This window comes from Herbaspirillum frisingense (assembly GCF_047325095.1).
Lineage (GTDB): Bacteria > Pseudomonadota > Gammaproteobacteria > Burkholderiales > Burkholderiaceae_D > Herbaspirillum > Herbaspirillum frisingense.
In genome coordinates, this window is sequence record NZ_CP168558.1 from 3,228,647 (window position 1) to 3,253,122 (window position 24,476).

Genomic DNA, 24,476 nt, shown 5'->3' on the forward strand with positions numbered 1-24,476 from the left:
AGTGCTTACAGGCCGGTGTGCTCGGCCACGAAGGCCTTCACACGGGCGGCGTCGGCCGGCATGACCTCGAAGCGCTGCGGCAGTGCCTCGATGTTCTCGAAACCGGCCGGACGGTCGGCGTCGCGACCCAGGGCTTCGCGGATGGTCTCGTTGAACTTGGTCGGCAAGGCGGTCTCCAGCACGATCATGGTCACACCCGGGGTGAGGTTTTCGCGCGCCACCTTGATGCCGTCGGCAGTGTGGGTATCGACCGTGATGCCGTAGGTCTTTTCGGCGAAGCGGATGGTGTCCAGGCGGTCGGCGTGGGTGGACTTGCCGGAGGCGAAACCGTACTTGATCACGCTGGCGAATTCATCGCCGTCGCTGCCGGGCTTGCCGGTCAGGTCGAAGCCACCGGCGGTCTCGACCTTGTGGAACAGGGACTTGACGCGGGCGCTGTCGCGGCCCAGCAGGTCATAGACGAAGCGCTCGAAGTTGGAGGCCTTGCTGATGTCCATGCTGGGGCTGCTGGTGTGGTAGGTCTCGGCCGACTTGCGCACGCGGTACACGCCGGTGCGGAAGAACTCGTCGAGCACGTCGTTCTCGTTGGTGGCCACCACCAGCTTGTCGATGGGCAAGCCCATCATGCGCGCGATGTGACCGGCGCAGATGTTGCCGAAGTTACCCGAAGGGACGGTGAAGGAGACCTTCTGTTCGTTGCTGGTGGTCGCGGCCAAATAGCCGCGGAAGTAGTACACCACCTGCGCCACCACGCGTGCCCAGTTGATCGAATTGACGGTGCCGATCTTCTTGGCGGCCTTGTATTCCAGATCATTGGAGATGGCTTTGACGATGTCCTGGCAGTCGTCGAAGACGCCATCGACGGCCAGGTTGAAGATGTTGGGGTCTTGCAGGCTGAACATCTGTGCGGTCTGGAAGGCGCTCATCTTCTTGTGCGGGGACAGCATGAAGACGCGGATACCCTTCTTGCCGCGCATGGCGTATTCGGCGGCGCTGCCGGTGTCACCGGAGGTGGCGCCGACGATATTGAGCTCGGCCCCCTGCTTGGCCAGGGCATACTCGAACAGGTTGCCCAGCAGTTGCATGGCCATGTCCTTGAAGGCCAGGGTAGGACCGTTGGACAGGCTTTGCAGTACCAGCTTGTTGCCGTCGCGCTCTTCCAGCGTGCGCAGCGGGGTGATCTGGGCGGCATCCTCGCCGGCGCGGGTGTTGCGATAGACGTCGGCGGTATAGGTCTTGTGCGCCAGCGCCTTGAGATCGGCTTCGGGGATATCGGTGGCGAACTTGCGCAGCACCTCGAAGGCCAGGTCGGCGTAGGACAGCTTGCGCCACTGGTCGAGCTCGGCGCCGCTCACCTGCGGATACTGCGCCGGCAGGTACAGGCCGCCGTCCGGGGCCAGGCCGCCCAGCAGGATTTCGGAGAAGGAAGGAGTTGCAGCGTGACCGCGAGTGGAGACGTATTGCATGTCGATAGGAAGCGCCGGCAGGCGGCTGGAGGGTGAATTGGCAGGAAAACCCTGGATTATAAGGCCAGACGGGCTACGACAAAAGCGCAGCAAGGGGCCAGCCATGAAATCCCTGTGGCATCCGGGGCAAGGTGATCATGGGAAGGACTATTGCCCCGGAACATCACTGACCTGAAATAAAACGTTACCACCCTTGAAAGCCGGCCATGGCCGGGCTATGCTGCGCCACTTCGTGTGCAGCGCCGGATTGGCGGAATGTTTGCACGCTGGCGACATCAAAGACCTATTCAAACTCAACAAGGATGGAAAACGGCATGAATCACAAGACCAAGACCCTGCTCGCAACGACCGGCCTGTTCGCGGCCCTCCTGGCGAGTCTGCCGGCCCACGCCGAGAACTGGCAATCGCTGGGCGGCACCGACCAGTCCGAACTGCTGGTCGATACCGACTCCATCGTCGAGTCCGGCGGCGTGCGCGAGGCCTGGTCGCTGTGGAACTTCAAGGAAGCGCGCCCCAACAATGGCGACAAGAGCTTTCCATCGCTGAAGTCCTACAAGGACCTGCACCAGTACAACTGCAAGGCCGGCACCATGAAGCTGGTGCGCGAGATCATCTTTGCCGAGAACGATGGCAAGGGCGACAAGCGCGACCATTCCGACGCACTCAAGGGCATGGACTTCGTCAAGCCCAAGCCGATGTCGGTGGGTGACGCCATGCTGCAGGCGGTGTGCAGCTTCGAACTGAAGAAGTAGGACGCAGCAGGACCGCCATTGCCCCGCACGGCGGTCCGCCCTGCCGGAATAAAAAAATCGGAGCCTGCGGGCTCCGATTTTCGTTGGTGGCCAGACTTGACCGGCGAGAGATCAGCTCAGCTCTTCCAGGCGGATCTTGGTGACCTTGCCCACGACGGTGGACAGGGCTTCGATCTTGGCGATGGCGGCCTCGATGTTCTTTTCCTGGGTCTGGTGGGTCAGCATGATGATGTCGGTCTGCTGTTCACCTTCGCCCGGCTCCTTCTGCAGCATGGCGTCAATGGAGATGGTCGAGTCGGCCAGGATGCGGGTCACATCGGCCAGCACGCCAGCCTGGTCGGCCACACGGATACGCAGGTAGTAGCTGGTCACCACTTCGCTCATGGGCAGCACCGGGGTATCGGCCATGGCATTGAGCTGGAAGGCCAGCGAAGGTACGTGGTGTTCCGGATCGGCCGTAGCCAGGCGGGTGATGTCGACCAGGTCGGCGATCACGGCCGAGGCGGTCGGCTCGGAACCGGCACCCTTGCCGTAGTACAGGGCTTCGCCGACGGCGTCGCCCCGCACCACCACGGCGTTCATGGCCCCCTCAACATTGGCGATCAGGCGCGAGGCCGGGATCAGCGTCGGGTGCACGCGCAGTTCGATGCCCTTCTCGGTCTGGCGCGTGATGCCCAGCAGCTTGATGCGGTAGCCCAGCTTTTCGGCATAGGTGATGTCGCTGGCCTGCAGCTTGGTGATGCCTTCCACGTGGGCCTTGTCGAACTGCACCGGGATGCCGAAGGCGATCGAGGCCATGATGGTCAGCTTGTGGGCTGCGTCCACGCCTTCGATGTCGAAGGTCGGATCGGCCTCGGCATAGCCCAGGCGCTGCGCTTCCTTCAGGACCACGTCGAAGTCCAGCCCCTTGTCGCGCATCTCGGAAAGGATGAAGTTGGTGGTGCCGTTGATGATGCCGGCCACCCACTGGATACGGTTGGCGGTGAGGCCCTCACGCAGTGCCTTGATGATGGGGATGCCACCGGCCACGGCGGCCTCGAAGGCTACCATGACGCCCTTTTCCTGCGCGGCCTTGAAGATCTCGTTGCCATGGGTGGCGATCAGGGCCTTGTTGGCCGTGACCACGTGCTTGCCGTTGGCGATCGCCTTCAGTACCAGATCGCGGGCGGTGTCGTAGCCGCCGATCAGTTCGACGACGATATCGATCTCGGGATCGTTCACCACCAGGTTGCCGTCGTTGACGACCTTGACTTCGCCACGGGTCAGTTCGGTCGCGCGGGCAGTATTGCGAGCGGCGACCATGGTAATTTCAATGCCCCGGCCTGCACGGCGCGCAATCTCTTCCTGGTTGCGCTTGAGAACATTGAAAGTACCGGAACCCACGGTGCCGATGCCGAGCAAACCTACTTTGATGGATTTCATATTGTCTTCGTGGTTGATGAAAAAGACCGCCTGGTCCGCATCAGCGGGCAGGACGGGTTACTGCAGAAACGGTCAGGCGGTGCCGTGGCGGCGACGATAGCCCTCCAGGAAATGGGCGATGCGGCCCATGGATTCGGTCAGGTCGTCGGTATTGGGCAGGAACACCACGCGGAAATGGTCCGGCGTGGGACAGTTGAAGCCGGTGCCTTGCACGATCAACACCTTTTCCTCGGCCAGCAGTTCGTAGGCGAACTCCTGGTCATCCTTGATCGGGTAGATCTCCGGGTCCAGGCGCGGGAACATGTACAGCGCCGACTTGGGCTTCACGCAGGTCACGCCCGGGATGTCGGTCAGGAGCTTGTGCGCCAGGTCGCGCTGCTTGGTCAGGCGGCCGTTGGGGCCGACCAGGTCATTGATGCTCTGGTAGCCGCCCAGCGCGGTCTGGATCGCGAACTGGCCCGGCGCATTGGCGCACAGGCGCATCGAGGCCAGCATGTTGAGGCCTTCGATATAGTCGCGGGCATGCTTCTTCTCGCCCGAGACCACCATCCAGCCGGCACGATAGCCGCAGGAACGATAGTTCTTGGACAGGCCATTGAAGGTGATGAACAACACATCATCGGCCAGCGACGCCAGCGAGGTGTGGGTGTTGCCGTCGTAGAGCACCTTGTCGTAGATCTCGTCGGCCAGGATGATCAGCTGGTGCTGACGTGCCAGTTCGATGATTTCCTTGAGCACCTCGACCGAATAGAGCGCGCCGGTCGGGTTGTTGGGGTTGATGACGACGATGGCCTTGGTGTTGGGGGTGATCTTCTTCTTGATGTCGGCGATATCGGGCTGCCAGCCTTGCTGCTCGTCGCAGACGTAATGCACGGGGGTGCCGCCGGACAGGCTCACGGCCGCGGTCCACAGCGGGTAGTCGGGGGACGGCACCAGCACTTCATCGCCGGTGTTGAGCAAGGCGTTGACGCTCATGACGATCAGCTCGGAGGCGCCATTGCCGAGGTAGATGTCATCGATGGTGACGCCTTCGATCTTCTTTTGCTGGGTGTAGTGCATGACCGACTTGCGCGGGGCGAACAGGCCCTTGGAGTCGGTATAGCCGGAGGCATTGCCCATGTTGCGGATCATGTCCTGCACGATCTCGTCGGGCGCATCGAAGCCGAAGGCGGCCAGGTTGCCGATGTTGAGCTTGATGATCTTGTGGCCCTCTTCCTCCATCTGACGCGCCTTTTCCAGCACGGGACCCCGAATGTCGTAACACACATCTGCCAGCTTCTTGGATTTCTGAATCGGTCGCACAGCTCTTCCTCTAATCGTTTCGCAGGGTTCGGCCAGCCTGGCCCCATCGGATCTCATCGGCGGACATGGCGGGACCGGAACCTTTGCCTCGCGGTCCTCTCCATTACCACGCTTGCCGTCATTTTCCTGCATGTTCCTGCCCGCTGCAGTGCAATGTAAAGCACCTGCAAAGAGGCCGGTGACGGCGCCCCAAGGGCCCGCCGGGAACCGGCCATTTTGCCCAAAGCTAAGCATTTTATCAATCAAATAGGCGTGCGCCGGGGTCGGAAACGGCTACAATGGCGCACTTTACGACCACGTTGCCGCGATGCATGTCGCCATGACATCCCGGCCCGGCCGTCTGCCCGGACCGGGCGCCTGCAACCCATCCTGCCCATCCTGCGATGAAGCTCCACACGACCGAGACCAAGCAATACCAGACCGTCACCGCCTACGATGAGGACGGTGTCGAGCTCAATGCCATCCGTTTCACCAACAGCTTGCTGGTGCTGCCCGAAACCGAGCCGGTGCCCTGGCCGGTGGACAGCTTCGAGGCGCTCACCCCGCAGCATTTCGACCAGATCGACGCCACCGCGCCCGACGTGGTCATCCTGGGTACCGGCGAGCGCCAGCGCTTCGTCCACCCCAAGCTGACCACCGTGCTCACGGCGCGCCGTATCGGTGTGGAATGCATGGACAACCAGGCCGCCTGCCGCACCTACAACATCCTCATGGCCGAGGGGCGCAAGGTGGCACTGGCGCTGATCATCGCGCCGCAGGCCTGAACCGGCACTTGCCGCGACAAGAAACCCAAGAACACGCAACAAGGAACCGCTGTCAATGCGCGAACTGTACAAATCCAAGGCGTTCGTCTGGACGCTGCTTATTCTCTTCCTGCTGGTCTGGTTCTGGATGCTGGGCGCTCGCGTCCTGGTGCCCACCGATGAAGGCCGCTATGCCGAGATGGCACGCGAAATGGTGGCCACGCAAGACTGGATCACCACCCGCCTGAACGGCATCAAGTATTTCGAAAAGCCGCCGCTGCAGACCTGGATGAATGCCATCACCTTCGAGCTGTTCGGCCTGGGTGAATGGCAGGCACGCCTGTGGACGGGCCTGTGCGGCCTGCTCGGCATCGGTCTGGCCGGCTACACCGGCAGCCGCGTCTTCAACGGCCGCGTGGGCTTCTATGCCGCGCTGGTGCTGGCATCGAGCTTCTTCTGGGCCGGCATGGGCCATATCAATACGCTGGACATGGGCCTGTCGGGCATGATGACCATCGCCCTGTGTGCCCTGCTGATGGCCCAGCGCGACGGTGCCTCCCGCGAGGGCCAGCGCAACTGGATGCTGCTGTGCTGGGCCGGCATGGCCCTGGCGGTGCTGTCCAAGGGGCTGATCGGCATCGTGCTGCCGGGTGCGGTGCTGGTGCTCTATACCTTCTTCGCCCGCGACTGGGCGATCTGGAAGCGCTTGCATCTGGTCAAGGGCCTGATCCTGTTCTTTGCCATCTGCACGCCCTGGTTCGTGGCGGTATCGCTGCGCAACCCGGAATTCCCGCAGTTCTTCTTCATCCACGAGCACTTCCAGCGCTTCACCAGCAAGATCCATAGCCGCACCGGCCCGTGGTATTACTTCATCCCCATCCTGGTGCTGGGCATCATCCCTTGGTTGGGCGTGTTCTTCCAGAGTCTGTGGAAAGGCACCCGCGAACAACGCGATACGGCGGGCTACAACAGCCTCAACGGTGGTCGCTTCCAGCCCAAGCGGCTGTTGCTGGTGTGGGCGGTGTTCATCTTCGTGTTCTTCAGCATTTCGGACTCCAAGCTGCCCTCCTATGTGCTGCCGATCTTCCCCGCGCTGGCCCTGCTGATCGCCTGCTACCTGGAAGAAGCCGATTACAAGGCCCTGGCCTGGGCCGGCTCGCTGGTGGCCTTGCCCGCCGCGGTGGCGCTGGCCTTCATCCCGCGCGTGCCGTCGATGGCCAAGGATGCCTACTCGCTGCCGCTGGTGGAAGCCCACGTGCCCTACCTCTACGCCGCAGCGCTGATCTTCTTCGTCGGCGGCATCGCCGCGATCCGCCTGGCCCGCCAGCACAAGGACTGGGCCGTCACCTCGCTGGCGGCGACCGCCTTCGTGGCCGGACAGTTGCTGCTGCTGGGGCATGACCCGCAAGGCCGCTATTCGGCCGGCGTCGACTATGTCCCGGCGCTGCAGGCAGAGCTCAAGCCGGAAACCCCGATCTACCTGGTCGGCCGCTACGAACAGGCCCTGCCCTTCTACCTGCGTCGCACCATGACCCTGGTGCAGCACGCCGACGAAATGGAGTTCGGCCTGAAACAGGAGCCGCAGCTGTGGCTGCCGACGGTGGATGCCTTCGTGGCCCAATGGGTGGCCGACAATGCGGCCGGCAAGAAGGACATCGCCATCATCGACCCGACCATCTACAAGCAACTGGTCGAACGCAAGCTGCCGATGCGCCTGATCGGCCAGGACCCGCGCCGCGTCATCGTGGCCAATGATCCGCCGCCTGCGTCCACTCCTGCCGCACCTGCCGCCCATGGCTCTGCCCATGCCAGCGGCGAGAAGAAGGCCGGCAAATGAACCTGGCGACATTTGGCTTCATCTTTGTCGGCATCTGCCTGAACGCAGTAGCGCAACTCCTGCTCAAGGCCGGCACCAATGCCGTGGGCGCGATCCATCTGACCGCGGACAACTGGTTTTCCACCGGTCTCAAGCTGGCCACCCAGCTGCCCATCATCGGCGGCCTGTCCTGCTATGTGATCTCGGTGGGCGTGTGGATCATCGGCCTGTCGCGGGTGGACGTGACCATCGCCTATCCGCTGCTGTCCCTGGGTTACATCATCAACGCCATCGGCGCGTGGTATTTCCTGGGCGAGGCCATTTCCATGCAGCGCCTGCTGGCCATCGGCGTGATCATTGTCGGCGTGGTCTTGCTGACCCGAAGCTGATTTACAATACCGGGTCGCCGCGCGGCGCCCGCCAGCGCCGCGCCGGCCCTCCCATCCTGAATATCGTCTGACCGGATTCCACCATGAGCCTGCCTTCGCTGCCATTCCTGCCTTTCGCCAAACCCACCATTGATGAAGCCACCATCGCCGCCGTCGGCGAGGTGCTGCGCTCGGGCTGGATCACCAGCGGCCCCAAGGTCCAGGCGTTCGAAAAGGCGCTGTCGGAATACCTGGGCGGGCGCATCGTGCGCACCTTCAATTCCGGCACCTGCACGATGGAAATCGCGCTGCGCATCGCCGGCATCGGCCCCGGTGACGAAGTCATCACCACCCCCATCTCCTGGGTGGCGACGGCCAACGTGATCCTGGAAACCGGTGCCACGCCGGTATTCGCCGACATCGATCCGATCACCCGCAATATCGACCTGGATCGCCTGGAAGCAGCCATCACCCCGCGCACCAAGGCGATCATCCCGGTCTATCTGTCCGGCCTGCCGGTGGACATGGACCGCCTGTATGCGATCGCCGCCAAGCACAAGCTGCGCGTGGTGGAAGACGCCGCCCAGGCACTGGGTTCGACCTGGAATGGCAAGCGCATCGGCTCGTTCGGCGACTTTGTCTCCTTCAGCCTGCAGGCCAACAAGAACATCACCAGCGCCGAAGGTGGCTTCCTGGTGCTCAACAATGCCGACGAAGCGCGCCTGGCCGAGAAATACCGCCTGCAGGGCGTCACCCGCAGCGGCTTCGACGGCCTGGAAGTGGACGTGCTGGGCGGCAAGTACAACCTGACCGATGTGAATGCCGCCATCGGCCTGGGCCAGTTTGCCCATATCGACGCAGTGACCGCCCACCGCAAGGAACTGGCACGCCATTACTTCGCCTGCTTCGGCAGCGACTTCGAAGCCAACTACGGCGCCCAGCTGCCGGTGGCCGACTTCGAGAACTCGAACTGGCACATGTTCCAGCTGGTGCTGCCGGAACGCATTACCCGTGCTGCCTTCATGGAAAAGATGATGGAAAAGCAGGTCGGCATCGGCTACCACTACCCGGCCATTCACCTGCTCAAGCTCTACCGTGAACGCGGCTTCAAGGAAGGCATGTTCCCGGTGGCCGAACGCGTCGGCCAGCGCATCGTTTCCCTGCCGATGTTCAATGTCATGCGTAAAGAGGACGTTGTGCGCGCGGTTGAAACGGTAAAATCGGTGCTTGGCTGATTTTTGCGGAATTGTTCGAAAATTTCGGCATAATTCGATTTATTTGCACTTTCGCAATTTGCAGCCAACGCAATTCGTCATCTTTGCAACACGCTGGCCTGAACGCCGCGACCTCTACTGTCGCAGCGCATCGGGCCTTTGATTTATTTCAGCACCTGTATTTCCAGCATTCGATATTTGATGAAACCAGAACTGTCCGTCGTCATCCCGGTTTACAACGAGGAATCCGGGCTCTCCAAACTGTTCGAGCGCCTCTACCCGGCGCTGGACGCGCTGGGCTACAGCTATGAAGTCATCTTCGTCAACGATGGCAGCCGCGACCGCTCGGCCGGCATCCTGGCCGAACAGTATCGGCTACGCCCGGATGTCACTCGGGTGGTGCTCTTCAATGGCAACTACGGTCAGCACATGGCCATCATGGCCGGCTTCGAGGCGACCCGGGGCGAAGTCGTGGTGACGCTGGACGCCGACCTGCAGAATCCACCCGAGGAAATCGGCAACCTGGTCGCCAAGATGCGCGAGGGCTACGACTACGTGGGCTCGATCCGCCGCAAGCGCCAGGATTCAGCCTGGCGCACCTATGCCTCCAAGGCCATGAACCGCCTGCGCGAGAAGATCACCCGCATCAAGATGACCGACCAGGGCAATATGCTGCGCGCCTATGGCCGTAACGTCATCGACCTGGTCAACCGCTGCCGGGAGGTAAATACCTTCGTGCCGGCCCTGGCCTACACCTTTTCGCGCAATCCGACCGAGATCGTGGTGGAGCATGAAGAGCGCTCGGCCGGGGAGTCGAAATACTCCTTCTACAGCCTGATCCGCCTCAATTTCGACCTGGTGACCGGTTTTTCGCTGGTGCCGCTGCAGTTCTTCTCGCTGCTGGGTATCGGGCTGTCCTTCGCCTCGGCGGCGCTGTTCATCCTGATCGTACTGCGCCGCCTGCTGATCGGCGCGGAAGTGGGCGGCGTCTTCACGCTGTTCGCCATCACCTTCTTCCTGATGGGCGTGATCCTGTTCTCGATCGGCCTGCTGGGTGAATACATCGGCCGCATCTACATGCAGGTGCGCGCGCGCCCCCGCTATGTGGTGCAGGCCATCCTCGAGCAATCCTCTTCGGAAGACAAGCAAGCCCTATGAACGCCGTCGTATTCGCCTACCATGACGTGGGGGTGCGCTGCCTGAAAGTCTTGCTCGCCCGTGGCGTGCAGGTTTCGCTGGTGGTCACGCACGAAGACAATGCCGCCGAGAACATCTGGTTCGGCTCCGTGGCCGGGGTCTGCCGTGAGCACGGCATCACCTGCATCACTCCGACCGACCCGAAGTCGCCGCAATTGCTGGCCCAGGTGCAGGCGGCGCAGCCTGACTTTATCTTCAGTTTCTATTACCGCCACATGTTGCCTGCGGAAGTGCTGGCGGCCGCCCGGCGTGGCGCCTACAACATGCATGGCTCGCTGCTGCCCAAGTACCGCGGCCGCGTGCCGATCAACTGGGCGGTGCTGCACGGCGAGACCGAGACCGGCGCCACCCTGCATGAGATGACCGTCAAGCCCGACGCCGGCAGCATCGTGGCCCAGACGGCCGTGCCCATCCTGCCCGACGACACGGCGCACGAAGTCTTCGGCAAGGTCGTGGTGGCCGCCGAGATGACCCTGTGGACTGCCCTGCCGGCCATGCTGGCGGGTCGCACGCCGCAGCTTCCCAACGATCTGTCCAAGGGCAGCTACTTCAGCGGCCGCAAGCCCGAGGATGGCCGCATCGACTGGCGCCGCACCGCCCGCGAAGTCCATAATCTGGTGCGCGCGGTGGCGCCGCCCTACCCCGGCGCCTTCGAGGAAATCGCGGGTGATAAAATTACGGTCACGAGAACCCGGCTGGTTCCGCCATCGGCCCACCCTGCCCTGCAACGGGCCCATGGCATGCAGGACAAGTTCTTCGAAGGCGGCAAGTTGTACGCCCGTTGTGGCGATGGCAACTTCCTCCAGATCCTGGGCATCCAGATCAATGATCAGGATGCTTCACTCAACAATTACCTGAAATACATGGCCTCCTGAAGTCCGGCCATTCACTAGCTCTCAACATTATGAAAAAAGTCCTCATTCTCGGCGTCAACGGCTTCATCGGCCACCACCTGTCCAAGCGCATCCTGGAAACCACGGACTGGCACGTCTATGGCATGGACATGATGACCGACCGTATCACCGACATTCTGGAAAACGAGGCCTACAAGTCGCGCATGCACTTCTTCGAGGGCGACATCACCATCAACCAGGAATGGGTGGAATACCACGTCAAGAAGTGTGACGTGATCCTGCCGCTGGTGGCCATCGCCACCCCGTCGACCTACGTCAACGCCCCGCTGCGCGTGTTCGAGTTGGACTTCGAAGCCAACCTGCCGATCGTGCGTTCGGCCGCCAAGTACAAGAAGCACCTGGTCTTCCCCTCGACCTCGGAAGTCTATGGCATGTGCCACGACGAGGAATTCGATCCGGAAGAATCCGAGCTGATCTGTGGCCCGATCAACAAGCCGCGCTGGATCTATTCCTGCGCCAAGCAGTTGATGGACCGCGTGATCTGGGGCTACGGCATGGAAGCCGGCCTGAACTTCACCCTGTTCCGCCCGTTCAACTGGATCGGCGCCGGCCTGGACTCGATCCATACCCCCAAGGAAGGCTCGTCCCGCGTGGTGACCCAGTTCTTTGGCCACATCGTGCGCGGCGAGAACATCTCCCTGGTCGACGGCGGCCTGCAGAAGCGCGCCTTCACCTATATCGATGACGGCATCGACGCGCTGATGAAGATCATCGCCAACGAAGGCGGCGTGGCCACGGGCAAGATCTACAACATCGGCAACCCGGTCAACAACTACTCCATCAAGGACCTGGCCGACATGATGTTGAAGCTGGCCGCCGAGTATCCGGAATACGCCGACACCGCCAAGCAGGTGCAACTGGTGGAGACCACCTCCGCTGCCTACTACGGCAAGGGTTACCAGGACGTGCAGAATCGCGTCCCCAAGATCACCAATACCTGCGAAGAACTGAACTGGGCGCCCAAGACCACCATGGCCGACACCCTGCGCAACATCTTCGACGCCTACCGCAGCCAGGTCGCCGAAGCCCGTGCCCTGATGGACTGATTTCCATCCCGCCACGGCCCGCAAAACCGCGCTTCTGGCGCGGTTTTGTTTTTTCCGGCGTGAAACCGTCACAGAGACCATCATCATGAGCCGATCTGCAGCCTGTTTGCCCCATTTTGCTGCATCGCTGCATATTGTTCTATCGGCCGCACAATGCTAGTCTCGCAACTTGTCGGCGGGCGTTGGCGTCTTCTTCCAGAGCCCGCCCCACACCATGGCGCGACACGGCCATTACCCATTCCCGGTTCAGCGAATTGCCCAAACTCACACTCAAGATCGACGCCGACACCTATCGCGGCACCCGCGTCGGCGTCCCCAACCTGATCGCGCAATTGCGCCGCCATAGCGCCGGTGCCACCTTCCTGTTCTCGCTGGGCCCCGACCACACCGGCTGGGCGCTCAAGCAGATTTTCCGTCCGGGCTTCTTCAGCAAGGTGTCGCGCACCTCGGTGGTGGAGCACTATGGCATCAAGACCCTGATGTACGGCACCCTGCTGCCGGCACCGGACATCGGCAAGACCTGCGCCGGCTTCATGCGCCAGGCGCGTGATGCCGGCTTTGAATGCGGCATCCACACCTGGGACCACCGCGTCTGGCAGGACGATGTGCGTACCGCCGATGCCCAATGGACGGTCGAGACCATGCACCAGTCCCATGCCCGTTACCGCGAGATTTTCGGCGAGGCCCCGCGTACCCACGGCGCCGCCGGCTGGCAGATGAACGACCATGCCTTCGTGCAACTGGACCAGTTCGGCATGGCCTACTCCTCCGACGGTCGCTCGCAACTGCGCGAGGATGGCCGTCTGGCCGACCAGGATGCCGGCCCGCATCGGCTCTCGGCATTCGGCAAGCCGCTGTCCTGCGTGCAATTGCCGACCACCCTGCCCACGCTGGACGAAATCCTGGGCCGCGAGATCGGCGGCAAGCTGATCGATGCGGGCAACGCCGCCGATTTCCTGCTGCAGTTGACCAGGGAGCCGCGTGACCATGTCTTCACCTTGCACGCCGAACTTGAAGGGCAGAAACTCGCCCCCATTTTCGAACGATTGCTGGCAGGCTGGCGCGCCCAGGGATACGAACTGGTCTCCATGGGTGACTACTACGACAGTATCCGCAACGACGTCCTGCCCATCCTGCCGATCAGCTGGGGCGAATTGCCCGGGCGTTCGGGCGAGATGATCGTTCAGGCCATGTAATCCGGGCAACAGATCAAGCTTCCGGCCGGCATCACTTCCACCAACAAGACTTCACCTACGGGGCGCCATTTTGACAGACCGACCATCCATCCTGAACAAGACCGTGCCGGAGTTCTCGGCCGCCATGACCAGTGGCAAGACCTTCAACCTGGCCGATTACCGGGGGAAGAACCTGGTGCTGTATTTCTATCCCAAAGACAATACCCCGGGCTGTACCACCGAGGGCATGCAGTTCCGCGACCTGCACCCGCAATTCCTGGCCGCCAACACCGAAATCTTCGGTATCAGCCGCGACAGCCTGAAGTCGCATGAAAACTTCAAGGGCAAGCTGGGCATGCCTTTCGAGCTGATCTCCGACCCCGATGAAACCCTGTGCACCATGTTCGATGTCATGAAGATGAAAAACATGTATGGCAAGCAGGTTCGCGGCGTGGAGCGCAGCACGTTTGTGATTGACGGCGCAGGTAAAGTGGTGAAAGAATGGCGTGGAGTGAAGGTTCCTGCCCACGTGGATGAGGTACTAGCCTTCATCAACACCCTTGCCTGAACTGAACGATATTCGCTGCCGCGACTGTCGTGTTGCCCATAAGGCAGCTGGTTCCGGCAGCGAAGGATCCGTCTGGCAAGCGTTTCCGACGCGTTCGACAAAAATGCGGTCAAACGATACAAGCCATTGAATTCAAACAGAAAAACGTTTGCTGGAAGCCGTTTCAGGTTTAGGCCTCAGGCCTGCCGAAACGGCTTTTTTACTTTTCGATTTGCCGCCACCTCTAATCAAGCCCTTGCCCACCCGTTTGCCAGCTTGCCCGGCAAGGGTTTCATTAGACTTCTCGGCCCCGCAGCTTCACCCTGCTTCTCTTTGCTGTTCGCTGTTCTGCTTCACCTGTTCGCTCTGACAAAGCGGAGTTTTCTTCATCCACTTCCGAGGTCCTGATGCCCCTGCCCAAAATGCCGAGCAAACCAGCTTCGATGCTGTCTCCCGAGGACTATCCCAAGGCCGATCGCAACAAGCCTGTCAAACCGAACATCACTCTCGTTGAAACGTCCGCTCCCGCTGTCGCACTACAAGAAGTCGCCGTAGCCGCTCCCGCCGTCGCCGATGCCAAGGTCGCAGCACCCCGTGCGCGCATCACCGGCAAGACCGCTGCTGTCACCGAAAAACCGAAAGCCGCGCCCAAGAACGCCGAAGTCCGTCCCAAGTCGCCCACCAGCCGCGTGGCTGACAAGCTGGGCAAGTCCAAGCTGTTCGTGCTGGATACCAACGTGCTGATGCACGATCCGACCTCGCTGTTCCGCTTCGAGGAGCACGACATCTACCTGCCCATGGTGACGCTGGAGGAGCTGGACAACCACAAAAAGGGCATGTCCGAAGTCGCCCGCAATGCGCGCCAGATCTCGCGCTCGCTGGATGCGCTGGTGTCTGACATCGCCGAGGATGCCATCGATCTGGGCATTCCGCTCTCCAAGCTGGGCAACAAGGATGCCAAGGGGCGCCTCTACTTCCAGACCAAGCTGCAGAATGCCGCCCTGCCGGAAGGCCTGCCCGAGGGCAAGGCTGACAACCAGATCCTGGGCGTGGTCCGGGCGCTGGACCAGCAGTATCCGGAGCGTCCGGTGGTGCTGGTGTCCAAGGACATCAACATGCGCCTGAAGGCGCGTGCCATTGGCCTGCCCGCCGAAGACTACTTCAACGACCACGTGCTGGAAGATACCGACCTGCTGTACTCGGGCATCCAGCAACTGCCGGACGACTTCTGGAACAAGCACGGCAAGGGCATGGAGTCGTGGCAGGAAAGCCGCCATGGCAGCAGCTATACCTACTACCGCGTCACCGGTCCCTACGTGCCATCGCTGTTGGTCAACCAGTTCGTCTTCATCGAGCCCAAGAATGGCGAACCGGCCTTCTATGGCCAGGTGTCCCAGATCAACGGCAAGACGGCGGTACTGCAGACCCTGCGCGACTTCGGCCACGCCAAGAACAGCGTCTGGGGCATCACCGCCCGCAACCGCGAGCAGAACTTCGCGCTGAACCTGCTGATGAACCCGGAGTGCGACTTCGTCACCCTGCTGGGCCAGGCCGGTACCGGCAAGACCCTGCTGGCACTGGCCTCTGGCCTGGCGCAGGTGCTTGAAACCAAGCTCTACAACGAAATCATCGTCACCCGCGTGACGGTGCCGGTCGGCGAAGACATCGGTTTCCTGCCGGGTACCGAGGAAGAAAAGATGGGCCCCTGGATGGGCGCCTTCGACGACAACCTCGAAGTGCTCAACAAGTCTGACGGCGACGCCGGCGAATGGGGCCGGGCAGCGACCCAGGACCTGATCCGCTCGCGTATCAAGATCAAGTCGTTGAACTTCATGCGCGGCCGTACGTTCGTGAACAAGTTCTTGATCATCGATGAAGCGCAGAACCTCACGCCCAAACAGATGAAGACGCTGGTCACGCGTGCAGGTCCGGGCACCAAGATCGTCTGCCTGGGTAACATCGCCCAGATCGACACGCCCTACCTGACCGAAGGCTCCAGCGGCCTGACCTATGTGGTCGACCGCTTCAAGGGCTGGGCGCACAGCGGCCACGTCACTCTGGCACGGGGCGAGCGTTCCCGCCTGGCCGATCACGCCAGCGACGTGCTGTAAGCAGTTTTCTTCCGCAGAAAAGCAAAAAGCCACGGTAACGTGGCTTTTTGCTTTGGGACGCCCGCGTCAACAACCGCCGCGGGCGCGAACCAGGATGCCTTACAGCACGTGCACGCCAATCCACCAGGCGATCGCCGCCACGAAGGCCGAGGCCGGGATGGTGAAGATCCAGGCCCAGACGATGTTGCTGGCCACGCCCCAACGCACGGCCGACATCTTCTGTGCCGCGCCCACGCCGACGATGGCGCCGGTGATGGTGTGGGTGGTGGAGACCGGGATACCCAAGGCGGTTGCGATGAACAGTGTGATGGCGCCGCCGGTTTCGGCACAGAAGCCACCGACCGGCTTCAACTTGGTGATCTTCTGGCCCATGGTCTTGACGATGCGCCAGCCACCGAACAAGGTACCCAGGCTGATGGCGCAGTAGCAGGAAATGATGACCCACATCGGCGGCGCTTCCGGCGAGGAATAGCCCGAGGCGATCAACAGCATCCAGATGATGCCGATGGTCTTCTGTGCATCGTTGCCGCCATGGCCCAGGCTGTACATGGAGGCCGACAGCAACTGCAGCCGCCGGAACCAGCCATCGATCTTGCGCGGCGTAGAGCGGAAGAATATCCACGACACCATGAGCATCATCAACGAGCCGAATACCAGGCCCAGCAAGGGAGACAGGACGATGAAGAGGATCGTCTTGAGCAAGCCCGCCGAGATCAGGGCGCCGGTACCGGCCTTGGCCACGGCCGCGCCGACCAGGCCACCGATCAGGGCATGCGAGGAGGAGGACGGAATGCCGTAGTACCAGGTCACCAGGTTCCAGAAAATGGCGCCGATCAGGGCGCCGAAGATGACGTACTGGTCGACGATGGCCGGCTCGATGGTGCCCTTGCCGACCGAAGCCGCCACGTGCAACTGGTGGAAAACGAACACCGCGGCCAGGTTGAAGAAGGCCGCCATGGCCACGGCCGTCTGCGGGCGCAGCACACCCGTGGAGACCACGGTGGCAATCGCGTTGGCGGCGTCGTGGAAGCCGTTCATGAAGTCGAACAGCAGCGCCAGGACGATCAACAGCGCGAGGATATGTAAGCTAATTTGGATTGTTTGCATGGGGAAACCGTTGTGTGAAGCCAGCGGCGTTCCCCGGAGGAATCGCCGCTACGCCGGGGATCAGGCGTTTTCGACGATGATGCCTTCGATGATGTTGGCCACGTCTTCGCAGCGATCGGTGACGGTTTCCAGGATTTCGTAGATGGCCTTGAGCTTGATGAGCGTGCGCACATCCGGCTCGTCGCGGAACAGCTTGGACATGGCCGCGCGCATGACGTGGTCGGCATCGGATTCCAGGCGGTCGATTTCCTGGCAGATGGCCAGGATCTGGCGCGAATTGTCCATGTTCGACAGCAGGCCCACAGCCGATTGCACCTTCTCCGCACAGGACAGGCACAGCTCGGCCAGGCGCTTGGCTTCCGGCGTGATGGCCTTGATGTCGTACAAGGAGATGGTCTGGGCGGCATCTTCCAGCAGGTCCAGGATGTCATCCATGCGGGTGATCAGCTGGTGGATGTCATCGCGGTCCAGCGGGGTGATGAAGGTCTTGTGCAGCAACTCGATGGCATTGTGCGTGACCTTGTCGGCCTCCTTCTCGACGGCTTCAATGGCGTGCACACGGATTTCGAGGTCGTCGAAATTGGTCATCAGCGCCACCATTTCCTTCGCACACTTGACCGCCAGCTCTGCATGCTGATTGAAAAGGTCAAAGAATTTGCCTTCCGTCGGCATCAATCGTCCAAACATTTTTCTCTCTCATCAATGGTTAGCGCCCGAACCGGGCGCCGTTTCGAACCGGCCTGCGGCTTGCCCCCTTGGAAGCCGGAATCCCGCCCTGCCGGTCCTGCACGGACGGCCTCGGGAGCCATCCGCCTTACATGACACGAGCGGCCATGCGCCGCCCGTGATCCTCGTGCGGTGACGGCCATCGCTGCCCGCCACCCCAACCGTTCAGTCGCCGCCGTAGGGCTGCGCCAGATTCCCGATATAGTTGTCGTACTTGGTATACATCCCCAGGAAAGACAGGCGAATGCTGCCAATGGGGCCATTACGCTGCTTGCCGATAATGATTTCCGCAGTGCCCTTGTCGGGCGAGTCCGGATTGTAAACTTCATCCCGGTAAATAAACAAAATGACGTCGGCATCCTGCTCAATAGCGCCGGATTCGCGCAAGTCAGACATCACCGGGCGCTTGTTGGGACGCTGTTCCAGCGAGCGGTTCAGCTGCGACAGCGCAATCACCGGGCAGTTGAGTTCCTTGGCCAGGCCCTTCAGGCTACGCGAGATTTCCGAGATTTCGGAGGCGCGGTTTTCCGAGGAACTGCCCCCGTTACCCGACATCAGCTGCAGGTAGTCGATGATGATCAGGCCCAGCTTGCCGCACTGGCGCGCCAGGCGACGCGAGCGTGCGCGCAATTCGATGGGCGACAGCGCCGGCGTTTCGTCGATGTAGAACTGGGCATCGTTCATCTTCTGGATGGCGTGCGTCAGGCGCGGCCAGTCCTCGTCCAGCAGGCGACCGGTACGCAGGCGGTGCTGGTCCAGACGACCGACCGAGCCCAACATACGCATGGCCAGCTGGGCGCCGCCCATTTCCATGGAAAACACCGCCACCGGCAGGCCGGATTCGATCGCCACGTGTTCGCCGATGTTGATCGAGAACGCCGTCTTACCCATGGAAGGACGACCGGCGACGATGATCAGGTCGCCCGGCTGCAGGCCGGAGGTCATCTTGTCCAGGTCCATGAAGCCGGTGGGCACACCGGTGATGTCGCTGGTGTTGTCGCGGTTGTAGAGTTCGTCGATACGCTCCACCACCTGGGTCAGCAGCGGCTGGATTTCCATGAAGCCCTGCGAGCCGCGCGAGCCCTCTTCGGCGATGGCGAAGATCTTCGATTCGGCTTCGTCGAGCATGGACTTGACGTCCTTGCCCTGCGGGTTGAAGGCATTGCCGGAAATTTCGTCGGCCACCGTGATCAGCTTGCGCAGGATGCCGCGGTCACGCACGATTTCGGCGTAGCGGCGGATATTGGCCGCCGACGGCGTGTTCTGCGCCAGCGCGTTCAGATAGACCAGGCCACCGACTTCCTCGGCCTTGCCACTGGTGGACATGGCCTCATAGACCGTGATCACGTCCGCCGGCTTGGTGCTGTTGATGAGCTTGACGATGTGCTCGAAGATGATGCGGTGGTCGTAGCGGTAGAAGTCTTCCGCGCTGACGAAATCTGCGATGCGGTCCCAGGCTGCGTTATCCAGCAGCAGGCCGCCCAGCACCGATTGCTCGGCCTCGATGGAGTGTGGCGGCACGCGGAGTGCATCGATCTGGGGATCGGAAGACTCCTTCTGGCCGCGGAAAAATTCAGGATTGCCGCGGGACGATTCTTTCATGGCGCGCATTATAACCTGCTGATGTGAAGCCGTTGGTTCAGGTGGACGTTTTTGCAGCGCATGGCCCTGGCAAGGAACAGATGCAAGGTTCAATCCGCGGCGGAGGGTAGGCCAACATGCTTTCCCGGCAGGAAGAACCGAAGCAAAATGACAATAAAAAAGCCAGGCGAACCCGGCTTTTCTATTGCAAAACGAATTGCAGCAAACAGGCGAATTACGCTTGCTCGCCCTTCACTGCGATGGTGACGTCGACCACCACGTCGGTGTGCAGAGCAACCGACACAGGGTGTTCGCCAACAATCTTCAGCGGGCCGTTAGGCATACGCACTTGCGACTTTTCCACGGCAAAACCCTTCTTGCCCAGGGCTTCAGCGATGTCGAAGTTGGTCACGGAACCGAACAGACGACCGTCAACGCCGGCCTTCTGCGACACTTCCACGGTGGCACCAGTCAGCTTTTCACCTTGGGCTTGAGCAGCAGCCAGCTTCTCGGCAGCGGCCTTTTCCAGATCGGCACGCTTGGCTTCGAATTCGGCGATGGCAGCGTCGGTAGCACGACGGGCCTTGCGTTGCGGGATCAGGAAGTTACGTGCGAAACCGTCCTTGACGCGCACGACATCACCCAGACCGCCGAGATTAACGATTTTTTCCAACAGAATGACTTGCATGTTTTTCTCCTATTTCTCGGCGCAGATTACGCGTTGTGCAGATCGGTGTACGGCAGCAGGGCCAGATAACGCGCGCGCTTGATGGCGGTGTCAACTTGACGCTGGTAGTGGGCCTTGGTACCGGTCAGGCGTGCCGGCATGATCTTGCCGTTTTCCTGGACGAAGTCCTTCAGGGTGTCCACGTCCTTGTAATCGACCTGTTCAACGCCAGCGGCGGTGAAACGGCAGAATTTCTTGCGCTTGAACAGCGGGTTTTGCTGTTGACGCTTGTTTTTCAGCTTGCTTTTATCGAACTTTTTACCGAATGCCATGATTTGGCTCCTGTATCTAAAAATTGGGTAAGGTCTTTTTAGCGCAGTCTCTCGTCAGTCTTCCGACGGGACAGCGCCAAAATCAACGATATGAAACACGACGCTCTTGCTGTTGCGATTCCTGCGGGCCAGAAAGCCGGTGAAGCGGAAGACTTCACCCAGCGCAGCCTTGTTGAGCGCGCCGGAGATTTCTCCTGCTGCCATCGCCGCGATCTCGAATTCGACCTGGCGACGCATGCCAGCTTCCATCTGCTCCGACTGATGCTGCAACCTGGCAGTCACGATCGGAATACCGGCCGGCGTATAACGCAATACATCACGTTCAGCCAGACTGGCGATGACTTGAAGCTGGTTCACTCTCCGCTATGAATCGCAGCGCAATCAGGCTGCCGGTGCTTCGGTACGGCTCTTGGCCGCGTCTTCCTTCTGCACTGCCTTCAGGATGGGGGAAGGACCGGTTTCGGCCTTCTTCATCTTGACGGTCAGGTGGCGCAGGACGGCGTCGTTGAACTTGAAGCCGGTTTCGATCTCAGCCAGCGTTTCGCTGTCGACTTCGATGTTCAGGCAGACGTAGTGAGCCTTGGCCAGCTTCTGGATCTGGTAGGCCAGTTGACGACGGCCCCAATCTTCGACACGGTGAACCTTGCCGCCGCGGGTGGTGACGATGCCCTTGTAACGCTCGATCATCGCCGGCACTTGCTCGCTTTGGTCCGGGTGGACGATAAATACGATTTCATAATGACGCATGTAGACTCCTTATGGACTTATTGAAGACGCCCACCCCGGCGTCAAGACGGGTGTGGGAAGAGGAAAACCCAAGATCATACAAGGTTTCTGGCATAACAGCAATGTCGACTATCGCTGGCGAGGTCAGGCGGACACAGGCGGAGCCATCGCACCGGGCAGATATGCGGCACAAGATCTTTCATCTATTTATATATAGACAGGAAAAACCGTTCTTGCAGCACCAGAAAGTGCATGTTGCCGTTGACACAAGGATTGCACCTGTATAAAAATACAGACTGTTCATCCAAACAGCCTTCCCCCAGAGAAAGGCCTACCCCATGCTCAAACTGACCGCGCGCCAGGAACAGATCCTGAACCTGATCAAGAACGCCATCGAGAACACCGGCTTCCCTCCCACGCGCGCCGAGATCGCTGCCGAGCTGGGCTTCCGCTCCGCCAATGCCGCTGAAGAGCATCTGCAGGCACTGGCCCGCAAGGGCGCCATCGAAATATCCCCTGGCACCTCGCGCGGCATCCGCCTGCGTGAATCCGGCGCACCCGCATCTGGCGGCATCGCCCGCCAGATGGCTCTGCCCCACCCCGCCCTGATGCAGTTGAGCCTGCCCCTGATCGGTCGCGTGGCTGCCGGCTCGCCCATCCTTGCGCAGGAGCATGTCGAGAAGACCTACCAGGTCGATCCGGCCATGTTCCCCAGCAAACCGGATTACCTGTTGAAGGTGCGCGGCATGTCCATGCGTGACGCCGGCATTCTCGATGGCGATCTGCTGGCGGTCCGCAAGACCGACCAGGCGCGCAACGGGCAGATCGTGGTGGCGCGACTGGCCGACGAGGTCACCGTCAAGCGCTACCAGAAGACCGGCTCGGTCATCACGCTCTTCCCGGAGAATCCGGAATTCGAACCCATCATCGTCAAGCCGGACGCCGACCAGTTTGCCCTTGAAGGGCTTGCCGTCGGGTTGTTGCGCAGCTGGCATTGAGCCCGCAGGGAGCAAGCCCGCCGCTCCCGATGCATCGGCGCCCACCACCGCGCCGATCCCCCTCCCAAGGAACCTTCGTCTAAAACGAAGGTTTTTTGCTTTCTATTCGCCTCTTCGGCATCCGGTCCTTGCGCATATTATTTCTGCTGGACTGCTATGTCCGGCGCAAAGCATGCGCCCAACCAAGAGGATCCCTTTCGATGTCGACGCGCAAGAGCAGCAACAAGCACGGTAACCAGGCCCAGGCCGCCACCAAGTCCCATCTGCAAGACCTGCTGGATGTCCGCAAATGCCTGGATCTTCTGGATAATCGCAAGGTCGATGAAGCAAAGGCCCTGTGTACTGCCGTGCTGGGGCGCGCTCCCACCCTGGTTTTCGCCAACCATGCACGGGGACTCATCGCCATGCAGGAGGGCCTGCACGCCGATGCCGAACACTATCTTCGCAAGGCCATCGCGGCTGATCCGGAGAATGCCGAGTACCTGAGCAACCTGGCAGCCGCACTCCTGGCACAGGATCGCATCGATGAAGCCATCAGGATCTATGAGCGCGCCATCGAAGTCGACAAGGAAAGTCGGACGGCCCGCATCGGCCTGGCCAATGCCCTGCATGAAAAGAACGACCCGGACGCCTCGATCGCCTACTTCGAGGATGCGGTCAAGCGCGAGCCAGAGGCCCCTGGCCCGCTCTCCCATCTGGGGCGGGCACTGGTGGAAGCGAAGCGCTATGACGAGGCGGTCGCAACCATCCTCAAGTCACTGGAACTGCAGATCAACTTCGCCCCTTCGCACACCGCCCTGGGCGAAGCCTTCCATGCCATGGAGATGTACAAGGAAGCCCTGGAGTCCCACAAGACAGCAATCCTTCTGGACCCGGAAGATACCTACGCGCACAACAAGATTGCCGATACCTACCTGAAACTGAACAAGGTCACCGAAGCCCACGAACACCTGCTGCGCGTCATCGACATCGCCCCCAAGGACTCCAACAGCTATCTCAAGCTGGGTGCCAGCTACTTTTCCGCCGAAGATCGCTTCGACGATGCCATGCGCATGTTCAACAAGGCGTTGGAACTGAATCCCAAGCAAGCCCTCATCTACAACAACATTGGTGCCATCAAGCACGACCATGGCGACACCCATGAGGCGGTGGAGATCTTCCGCAAGGCGCTCGAATTGCGCCCCAACTATTCCACCGCCAAACACAACCTGGCCCTGAGCCTGCTGTTGCACGGCGACCTCAAGGAAGGCTGGGAATGTCACGAAAGTCGCCTGGAAACCCGCGAGCGCGCCTACGTCTACAAGCTCATCCACAAACTGTTCGAGATCATTCCCAAATGGGATGGCAAGAGTTCGCTGGAAGGCAAATTCATACTCCTGATGCACGAACAGGGCTTTGGCGACAGCATCCAGTTTCTGCGCTATGCACGCCTGGTCATGGACCGCGGCGCCCGGGTGGCGGTGCACGTGAAGAATCCGCTGTATCGGCTGTTCCAGTCGTTCACGCCAGAAGTCACCCTGATCCGGGAAAGCGACCCGCTGCCACCCTGCGACTGCGCCTACGTGATGATGAGCCTGCCCTATGCGCTGGGCACCGATACCGTGGACGACATCCCCTCCTTCCCCAGCTACTTGGCAGCCAATCCCTTGCTAGCAGAAGAATGGCGCCAGAAAATTGCCGCAATAACAACATCGGAACAGCATCTACGGGTCGGTGTGGTGTGGGGCGGCAATCCGGAGCACGGCAATGATCGGCACCGTTCGATCCCCCTTGACACCTTCAAGCAATTGTTCGGACTCCCGAAGATCGAGTTCTACTCCCTGCAAAAGGGCAAGCCCCTGGAAGACCTGAAGAATCTGCCCGCCGACCGGTCAGCCTACAATCTGGGTGACCAATGCGCAGACTTTGCCGATACCGCCGCAGCGATCCACAACCTGGACCTGGTCATCAGCGTGGATACCTCGGTGGTGCACCTGGCCGGCGCCATGGGCCGCCCCACCTGGGTACTGCTCCCGCACATCCCCGACTGGCGCTGGCTGCAGAACCGCGACGATTCGCCCTGGTATCCGAGCATGCGCCTGTTCCGCCAGCCTGCCTTCAGCGACTGGGACTCCGTGATGAAGCGCATCGCCGAAGAGTTGATCAGATTGCAACAAGAAAAGGCGCAGCAATAGGACTCTGGCCCTCCCTCACTCCTTCCGAAAAAGCCGCTTGCACCGAGCGGCTTTTTCAATGGAGCGAAAATTTCTTGGCTTCAACAAAGATT

The 24,476-nt window shown here is 61.0% G+C and carries 23 protein-coding genes; 13 read left to right on the forward strand and 10 right to left on the reverse strand.

The features are described 5' to 3' along the window. Positions 1-5 precede the first annotated feature (5 nt). Positions 6-1,466: a threonine synthase gene (gene thrC, locus ACEOAC_RS14830; RefSeq protein ID WP_413444999.1), complete on the reverse strand. Its 1,461-nt coding sequence runs from the start codon at positions 1,464-1,466 to the stop codon at positions 6-8. Positions 1,467-1,780: 314 nt separating this feature from the next. Between thrC and ACEOAC_RS14835 the strand changes: the two genes are divergently transcribed. Continuing rightward, the gene (locus tag ACEOAC_RS14835) at positions 1,781-2,218 is read left to right on the forward strand and encodes a surface-adhesin E family protein (RefSeq protein WP_077237068.1); all 438 of its coding nucleotides are present in this window, start codon (positions 1,781-1,783) and stop codon (positions 2,216-2,218) included. A gap of 111 nt (positions 2,219-2,329) precedes the next feature. On the opposite strand, the gene ACEOAC_RS14840 is transcribed toward ACEOAC_RS14835, so the two are convergent. Together ACEOAC_RS14840 and ACEOAC_RS14845 are read right to left on the reverse strand one after the other, a co-directional pair. Next, a complete protein-coding gene (locus ACEOAC_RS14840) occupies positions 2,330-3,640 on the reverse strand; it encodes a homoserine dehydrogenase (RefSeq protein ID WP_006462626.1) in 1,311 nt (436 codons plus the stop codon). Between the two features lie 72 nt (positions 3,641-3,712). Beyond that, positions 3,713-4,942, reverse strand: coding sequence for a pyridoxal phosphate-dependent aminotransferase (locus ACEOAC_RS14845; protein ID WP_006462627.1), 1,230 nt, complete (start codon positions 4,940-4,942; stop codon positions 3,713-3,715). A gap of 383 nt (positions 4,943-5,325) precedes the next feature. Between ACEOAC_RS14845 and ACEOAC_RS14850 the strand changes: the two genes are divergently transcribed. The 10 genes from ACEOAC_RS14850 to ACEOAC_RS14895 all read left to right on the forward strand — a co-directional run bounded on the left by ACEOAC_RS14850 (position 5,326) and on the right by ACEOAC_RS14895 (position 16,073). Then, entirely contained in the window at positions 5,326-5,706 is a 381-nt protein-coding gene (locus tag ACEOAC_RS14850; RefSeq protein WP_077237067.1) for an Mth938-like domain-containing protein, read from the forward strand. Positions 5,707-5,761: 55 nt separating this feature from the next. Next, the gene (locus tag ACEOAC_RS14855; protein WP_413445000.1) at positions 5,762-7,522 is read left to right on the forward strand and encodes a glycosyltransferase family 39 protein; all 1,761 of its coding nucleotides are present in this window, start codon (positions 5,762-5,764) and stop codon (positions 7,520-7,522) included. Continuing rightward, positions 7,519-7,890 carry an EamA family transporter gene (locus ACEOAC_RS14860; RefSeq protein ID WP_006462630.1) on the forward strand — a complete coding sequence of 124 codons (372 nt, stop codon included), beginning with the start codon at positions 7,519-7,521 and terminating at the stop codon, positions 7,888-7,890. The genes ACEOAC_RS14855 and ACEOAC_RS14860 overlap by 4 nt, the downstream gene beginning before the upstream one ends. An 83-nt stretch (positions 7,891-7,973) precedes the next feature. Continuing rightward, on the forward strand, positions 7,974-9,104 hold the full coding sequence (locus tag ACEOAC_RS14865) for a DegT/DnrJ/EryC1/StrS family aminotransferase (RefSeq protein ID WP_077237065.1): 1,131 nt from the start codon (positions 7,974-7,976) through the stop codon (positions 9,102-9,104). A gap of 180 nt (positions 9,105-9,284) precedes the next feature. After that, positions 9,285-10,241 (forward strand): glycosyltransferase, encoded by a 957-nt coding sequence (locus tag ACEOAC_RS14870; protein WP_006462632.1) that lies wholly within the window; start codon positions 9,285-9,287, stop codon positions 10,239-10,241. Next, the gene (locus ACEOAC_RS14875; RefSeq protein WP_413444470.1) at positions 10,238-11,155 is read left to right on the forward strand and encodes a formyltransferase; all 918 of its coding nucleotides are present in this window, start codon (positions 10,238-10,240) and stop codon (positions 11,153-11,155) included. Before ACEOAC_RS14870 ends, ACEOAC_RS14875 begins: the two co-directional genes overlap by 4 nt. Positions 11,156-11,184: 29 nt before the next feature. After that, positions 11,185-12,240: a bifunctional UDP-4-keto-pentose/UDP-xylose synthase gene (locus tag ACEOAC_RS14880; protein WP_006462634.1), complete on the forward strand. Its 1,056-nt coding sequence runs from the start codon at positions 11,185-11,187 to the stop codon at positions 12,238-12,240. A 254-nt stretch (positions 12,241-12,494) separates the two neighbouring features. After that, a complete protein-coding gene (locus tag ACEOAC_RS14885; protein WP_241812646.1) occupies positions 12,495-13,436 on the forward strand; it encodes a xylanase in 942 nt (313 codons plus the stop codon). Positions 13,437-13,506: 70 nt separating this feature from the next. After that, positions 13,507-13,983, forward strand: coding sequence for a peroxiredoxin (locus tag ACEOAC_RS14890; protein ID WP_006462636.1), 477 nt, complete (start codon positions 13,507-13,509; stop codon positions 13,981-13,983). A gap of 386 nt (positions 13,984-14,369) precedes the next feature. Beyond that, complete coding sequence (locus ACEOAC_RS14895; RefSeq protein WP_413444471.1) at positions 14,370-16,073, forward strand: PhoH family protein; 1,704 nt, start codon at positions 14,370-14,372, stop codon at positions 16,071-16,073. Positions 16,074-16,172: 99 nt separating this feature from the next. Here ACEOAC_RS14895 and ACEOAC_RS14900 read toward each other — a convergent pair whose 3' ends face one another. The 7 genes from ACEOAC_RS14900 to rpsF form a co-directional block, all read right to left on the reverse strand. After that, positions 16,173-17,180, reverse strand: a complete 1,008-nt coding sequence (locus ACEOAC_RS14900) for an inorganic phosphate transporter (protein WP_006462639.1) — start codon at positions 17,178-17,180, stop codon at positions 16,173-16,175. A gap of 60 nt (positions 17,181-17,240) precedes the next feature. After that, a complete protein-coding gene (locus ACEOAC_RS14905; protein WP_006462640.1) occupies positions 17,241-17,867 on the reverse strand; it encodes a DUF47 domain-containing protein in 627 nt (208 codons plus the stop codon). Positions 17,868-18,071: 204 nt separating this feature from the next. Next, positions 18,072-19,517 (reverse strand): replicative DNA helicase, encoded by a 1,446-nt coding sequence (locus ACEOAC_RS14910; protein WP_006462641.1) that lies wholly within the window; start codon positions 19,515-19,517, stop codon positions 18,072-18,074. Positions 19,518-19,722: 205 nt separating this feature from the next. Then, on the reverse strand, positions 19,723-20,175 hold the full coding sequence (gene rplI / locus ACEOAC_RS14915) for a 50S ribosomal protein L9 (RefSeq protein ID WP_006462642.1): 453 nt from the start codon (positions 20,173-20,175) through the stop codon (positions 19,723-19,725). A gap of 26 nt (positions 20,176-20,201) precedes the next feature. After that, positions 20,202-20,486 (reverse strand): 30S ribosomal protein S18, encoded by a 285-nt coding sequence (rpsR, locus tag ACEOAC_RS14920; RefSeq protein WP_006462643.1) that lies wholly within the window; start codon positions 20,484-20,486, stop codon positions 20,202-20,204. Between the two features lie 54 nt (positions 20,487-20,540). Beyond that, complete coding sequence (priB, locus tag ACEOAC_RS14925) at positions 20,541-20,843, reverse strand: primosomal replication protein N (RefSeq protein WP_006462644.1); 303 nt, start codon at positions 20,841-20,843, stop codon at positions 20,541-20,543. A 24-nt stretch (positions 20,844-20,867) separates the two neighbouring features. Continuing rightward, positions 20,868-21,233, reverse strand: a complete 366-nt coding sequence (rpsF, locus tag ACEOAC_RS14930) for a 30S ribosomal protein S6 (RefSeq protein WP_006462645.1) — start codon at positions 21,231-21,233, stop codon at positions 20,868-20,870. 317 nt (positions 21,234-21,550) lie between these two features. Between rpsF and lexA the strand changes: the two genes are divergently transcribed. Together lexA and ACEOAC_RS14940 are read left to right on the forward strand one after the other, a co-directional pair. Next, positions 21,551-22,210, forward strand: coding sequence for a transcriptional repressor LexA (gene lexA, locus ACEOAC_RS14935; RefSeq protein WP_077237061.1), 660 nt, complete (start codon positions 21,551-21,553; stop codon positions 22,208-22,210). Positions 22,211-22,410: 200 nt separating this feature from the next. Next, complete coding sequence (locus tag ACEOAC_RS14940; RefSeq protein ID WP_413444406.1) at positions 22,411-24,384, forward strand: tetratricopeptide repeat protein; 1,974 nt, start codon at positions 22,411-22,413, stop codon at positions 24,382-24,384. The last annotated feature ends 92 nt before the right edge of the window (positions 24,385-24,476 follow it).

What these genes read in the sequence shown, in the direction of transcription:
- thrC (WP_413444999.1), bottom strand. Translation starts at nt 1,466, where the DNA reads ATGCAATACGTCTCCACTCGCGGTCACGCTGCAACTCCTTCCTTCTCC.
- ACEOAC_RS14835 (WP_077237068.1), top strand. Translation starts at nt 1,781, where the DNA reads ATGAATCACAAGACCAAGACCCTGCTCGCAACGACCGGCCTGTTCGCG.
- ACEOAC_RS14840 (WP_006462626.1), bottom strand. Translation starts at nt 3,640, where the DNA reads ATGAAATCCATCAAAGTAGGTTTGCTCGGCATCGGCACCGTGGGTTCC.
- ACEOAC_RS14850 (WP_077237067.1), top strand. Translation starts at nt 5,326, where the DNA reads ATGAAGCTCCACACGACCGAGACCAAGCAATACCAGACCGTCACCGCC.
- ACEOAC_RS14855 (WP_413445000.1), top strand. Translation starts at nt 5,762, where the DNA reads ATGCGCGAACTGTACAAATCCAAGGCGTTCGTCTGGACGCTGCTTATT.
- ACEOAC_RS14860 (WP_006462630.1), top strand. Translation starts at nt 7,519, where the DNA reads ATGAACCTGGCGACATTTGGCTTCATCTTTGTCGGCATCTGCCTGAAC.
- ACEOAC_RS14865 (WP_077237065.1), top strand. Translation starts at nt 7,974, where the DNA reads ATGAGCCTGCCTTCGCTGCCATTCCTGCCTTTCGCCAAACCCACCATT.
- ACEOAC_RS14870 (WP_006462632.1), top strand. Translation starts at nt 9,285, where the DNA reads ATGAAACCAGAACTGTCCGTCGTCATCCCGGTTTACAACGAGGAATCC.
- ACEOAC_RS14875 (WP_413444470.1), top strand. Translation starts at nt 10,238, where the DNA reads ATGAACGCCGTCGTATTCGCCTACCATGACGTGGGGGTGCGCTGCCTG.
- ACEOAC_RS14880 (WP_006462634.1), top strand. Translation starts at nt 11,185, where the DNA reads ATGAAAAAAGTCCTCATTCTCGGCGTCAACGGCTTCATCGGCCACCAC.
- ACEOAC_RS14895 (WP_413444471.1), top strand. Translation starts at nt 14,370, where the DNA reads ATGCCCCTGCCCAAAATGCCGAGCAAACCAGCTTCGATGCTGTCTCCC.
- ACEOAC_RS14900 (WP_006462639.1), bottom strand. Translation starts at nt 17,180, where the DNA reads ATGCAAACAATCCAAATTAGCTTACATATCCTCGCGCTGTTGATCGTC.
- ACEOAC_RS14905 (WP_006462640.1), bottom strand. Translation starts at nt 17,867, where the DNA reads ATGTTTGGACGATTGATGCCGACGGAAGGCAAATTCTTTGACCTTTTC.
- ACEOAC_RS14910 (WP_006462641.1), bottom strand. Translation starts at nt 19,517, where the DNA reads ATGCGCGCCATGAAAGAATCGTCCCGCGGCAATCCTGAATTTTTCCGC.
- rplI (WP_006462642.1), bottom strand. Translation starts at nt 20,175, where the DNA reads ATGCAAGTCATTCTGTTGGAAAAAATCGTTAATCTCGGCGGTCTGGGT.
- rpsR (WP_006462643.1), bottom strand. Translation starts at nt 20,486, where the DNA reads ATGGCATTCGGTAAAAAGTTCGATAAAAGCAAGCTGAAAAACAAGCGT.
- rpsF (WP_006462645.1), bottom strand. Translation starts at nt 21,233, where the DNA reads ATGCGTCATTATGAAATCGTATTTATCGTCCACCCGGACCAAAGCGAG.
- lexA (WP_077237061.1), top strand. Translation starts at nt 21,551, where the DNA reads ATGCTCAAACTGACCGCGCGCCAGGAACAGATCCTGAACCTGATCAAG.
- ACEOAC_RS14940 (WP_413444406.1), top strand. Translation starts at nt 22,411, where the DNA reads ATGTCGACGCGCAAGAGCAGCAACAAGCACGGTAACCAGGCCCAGGCC.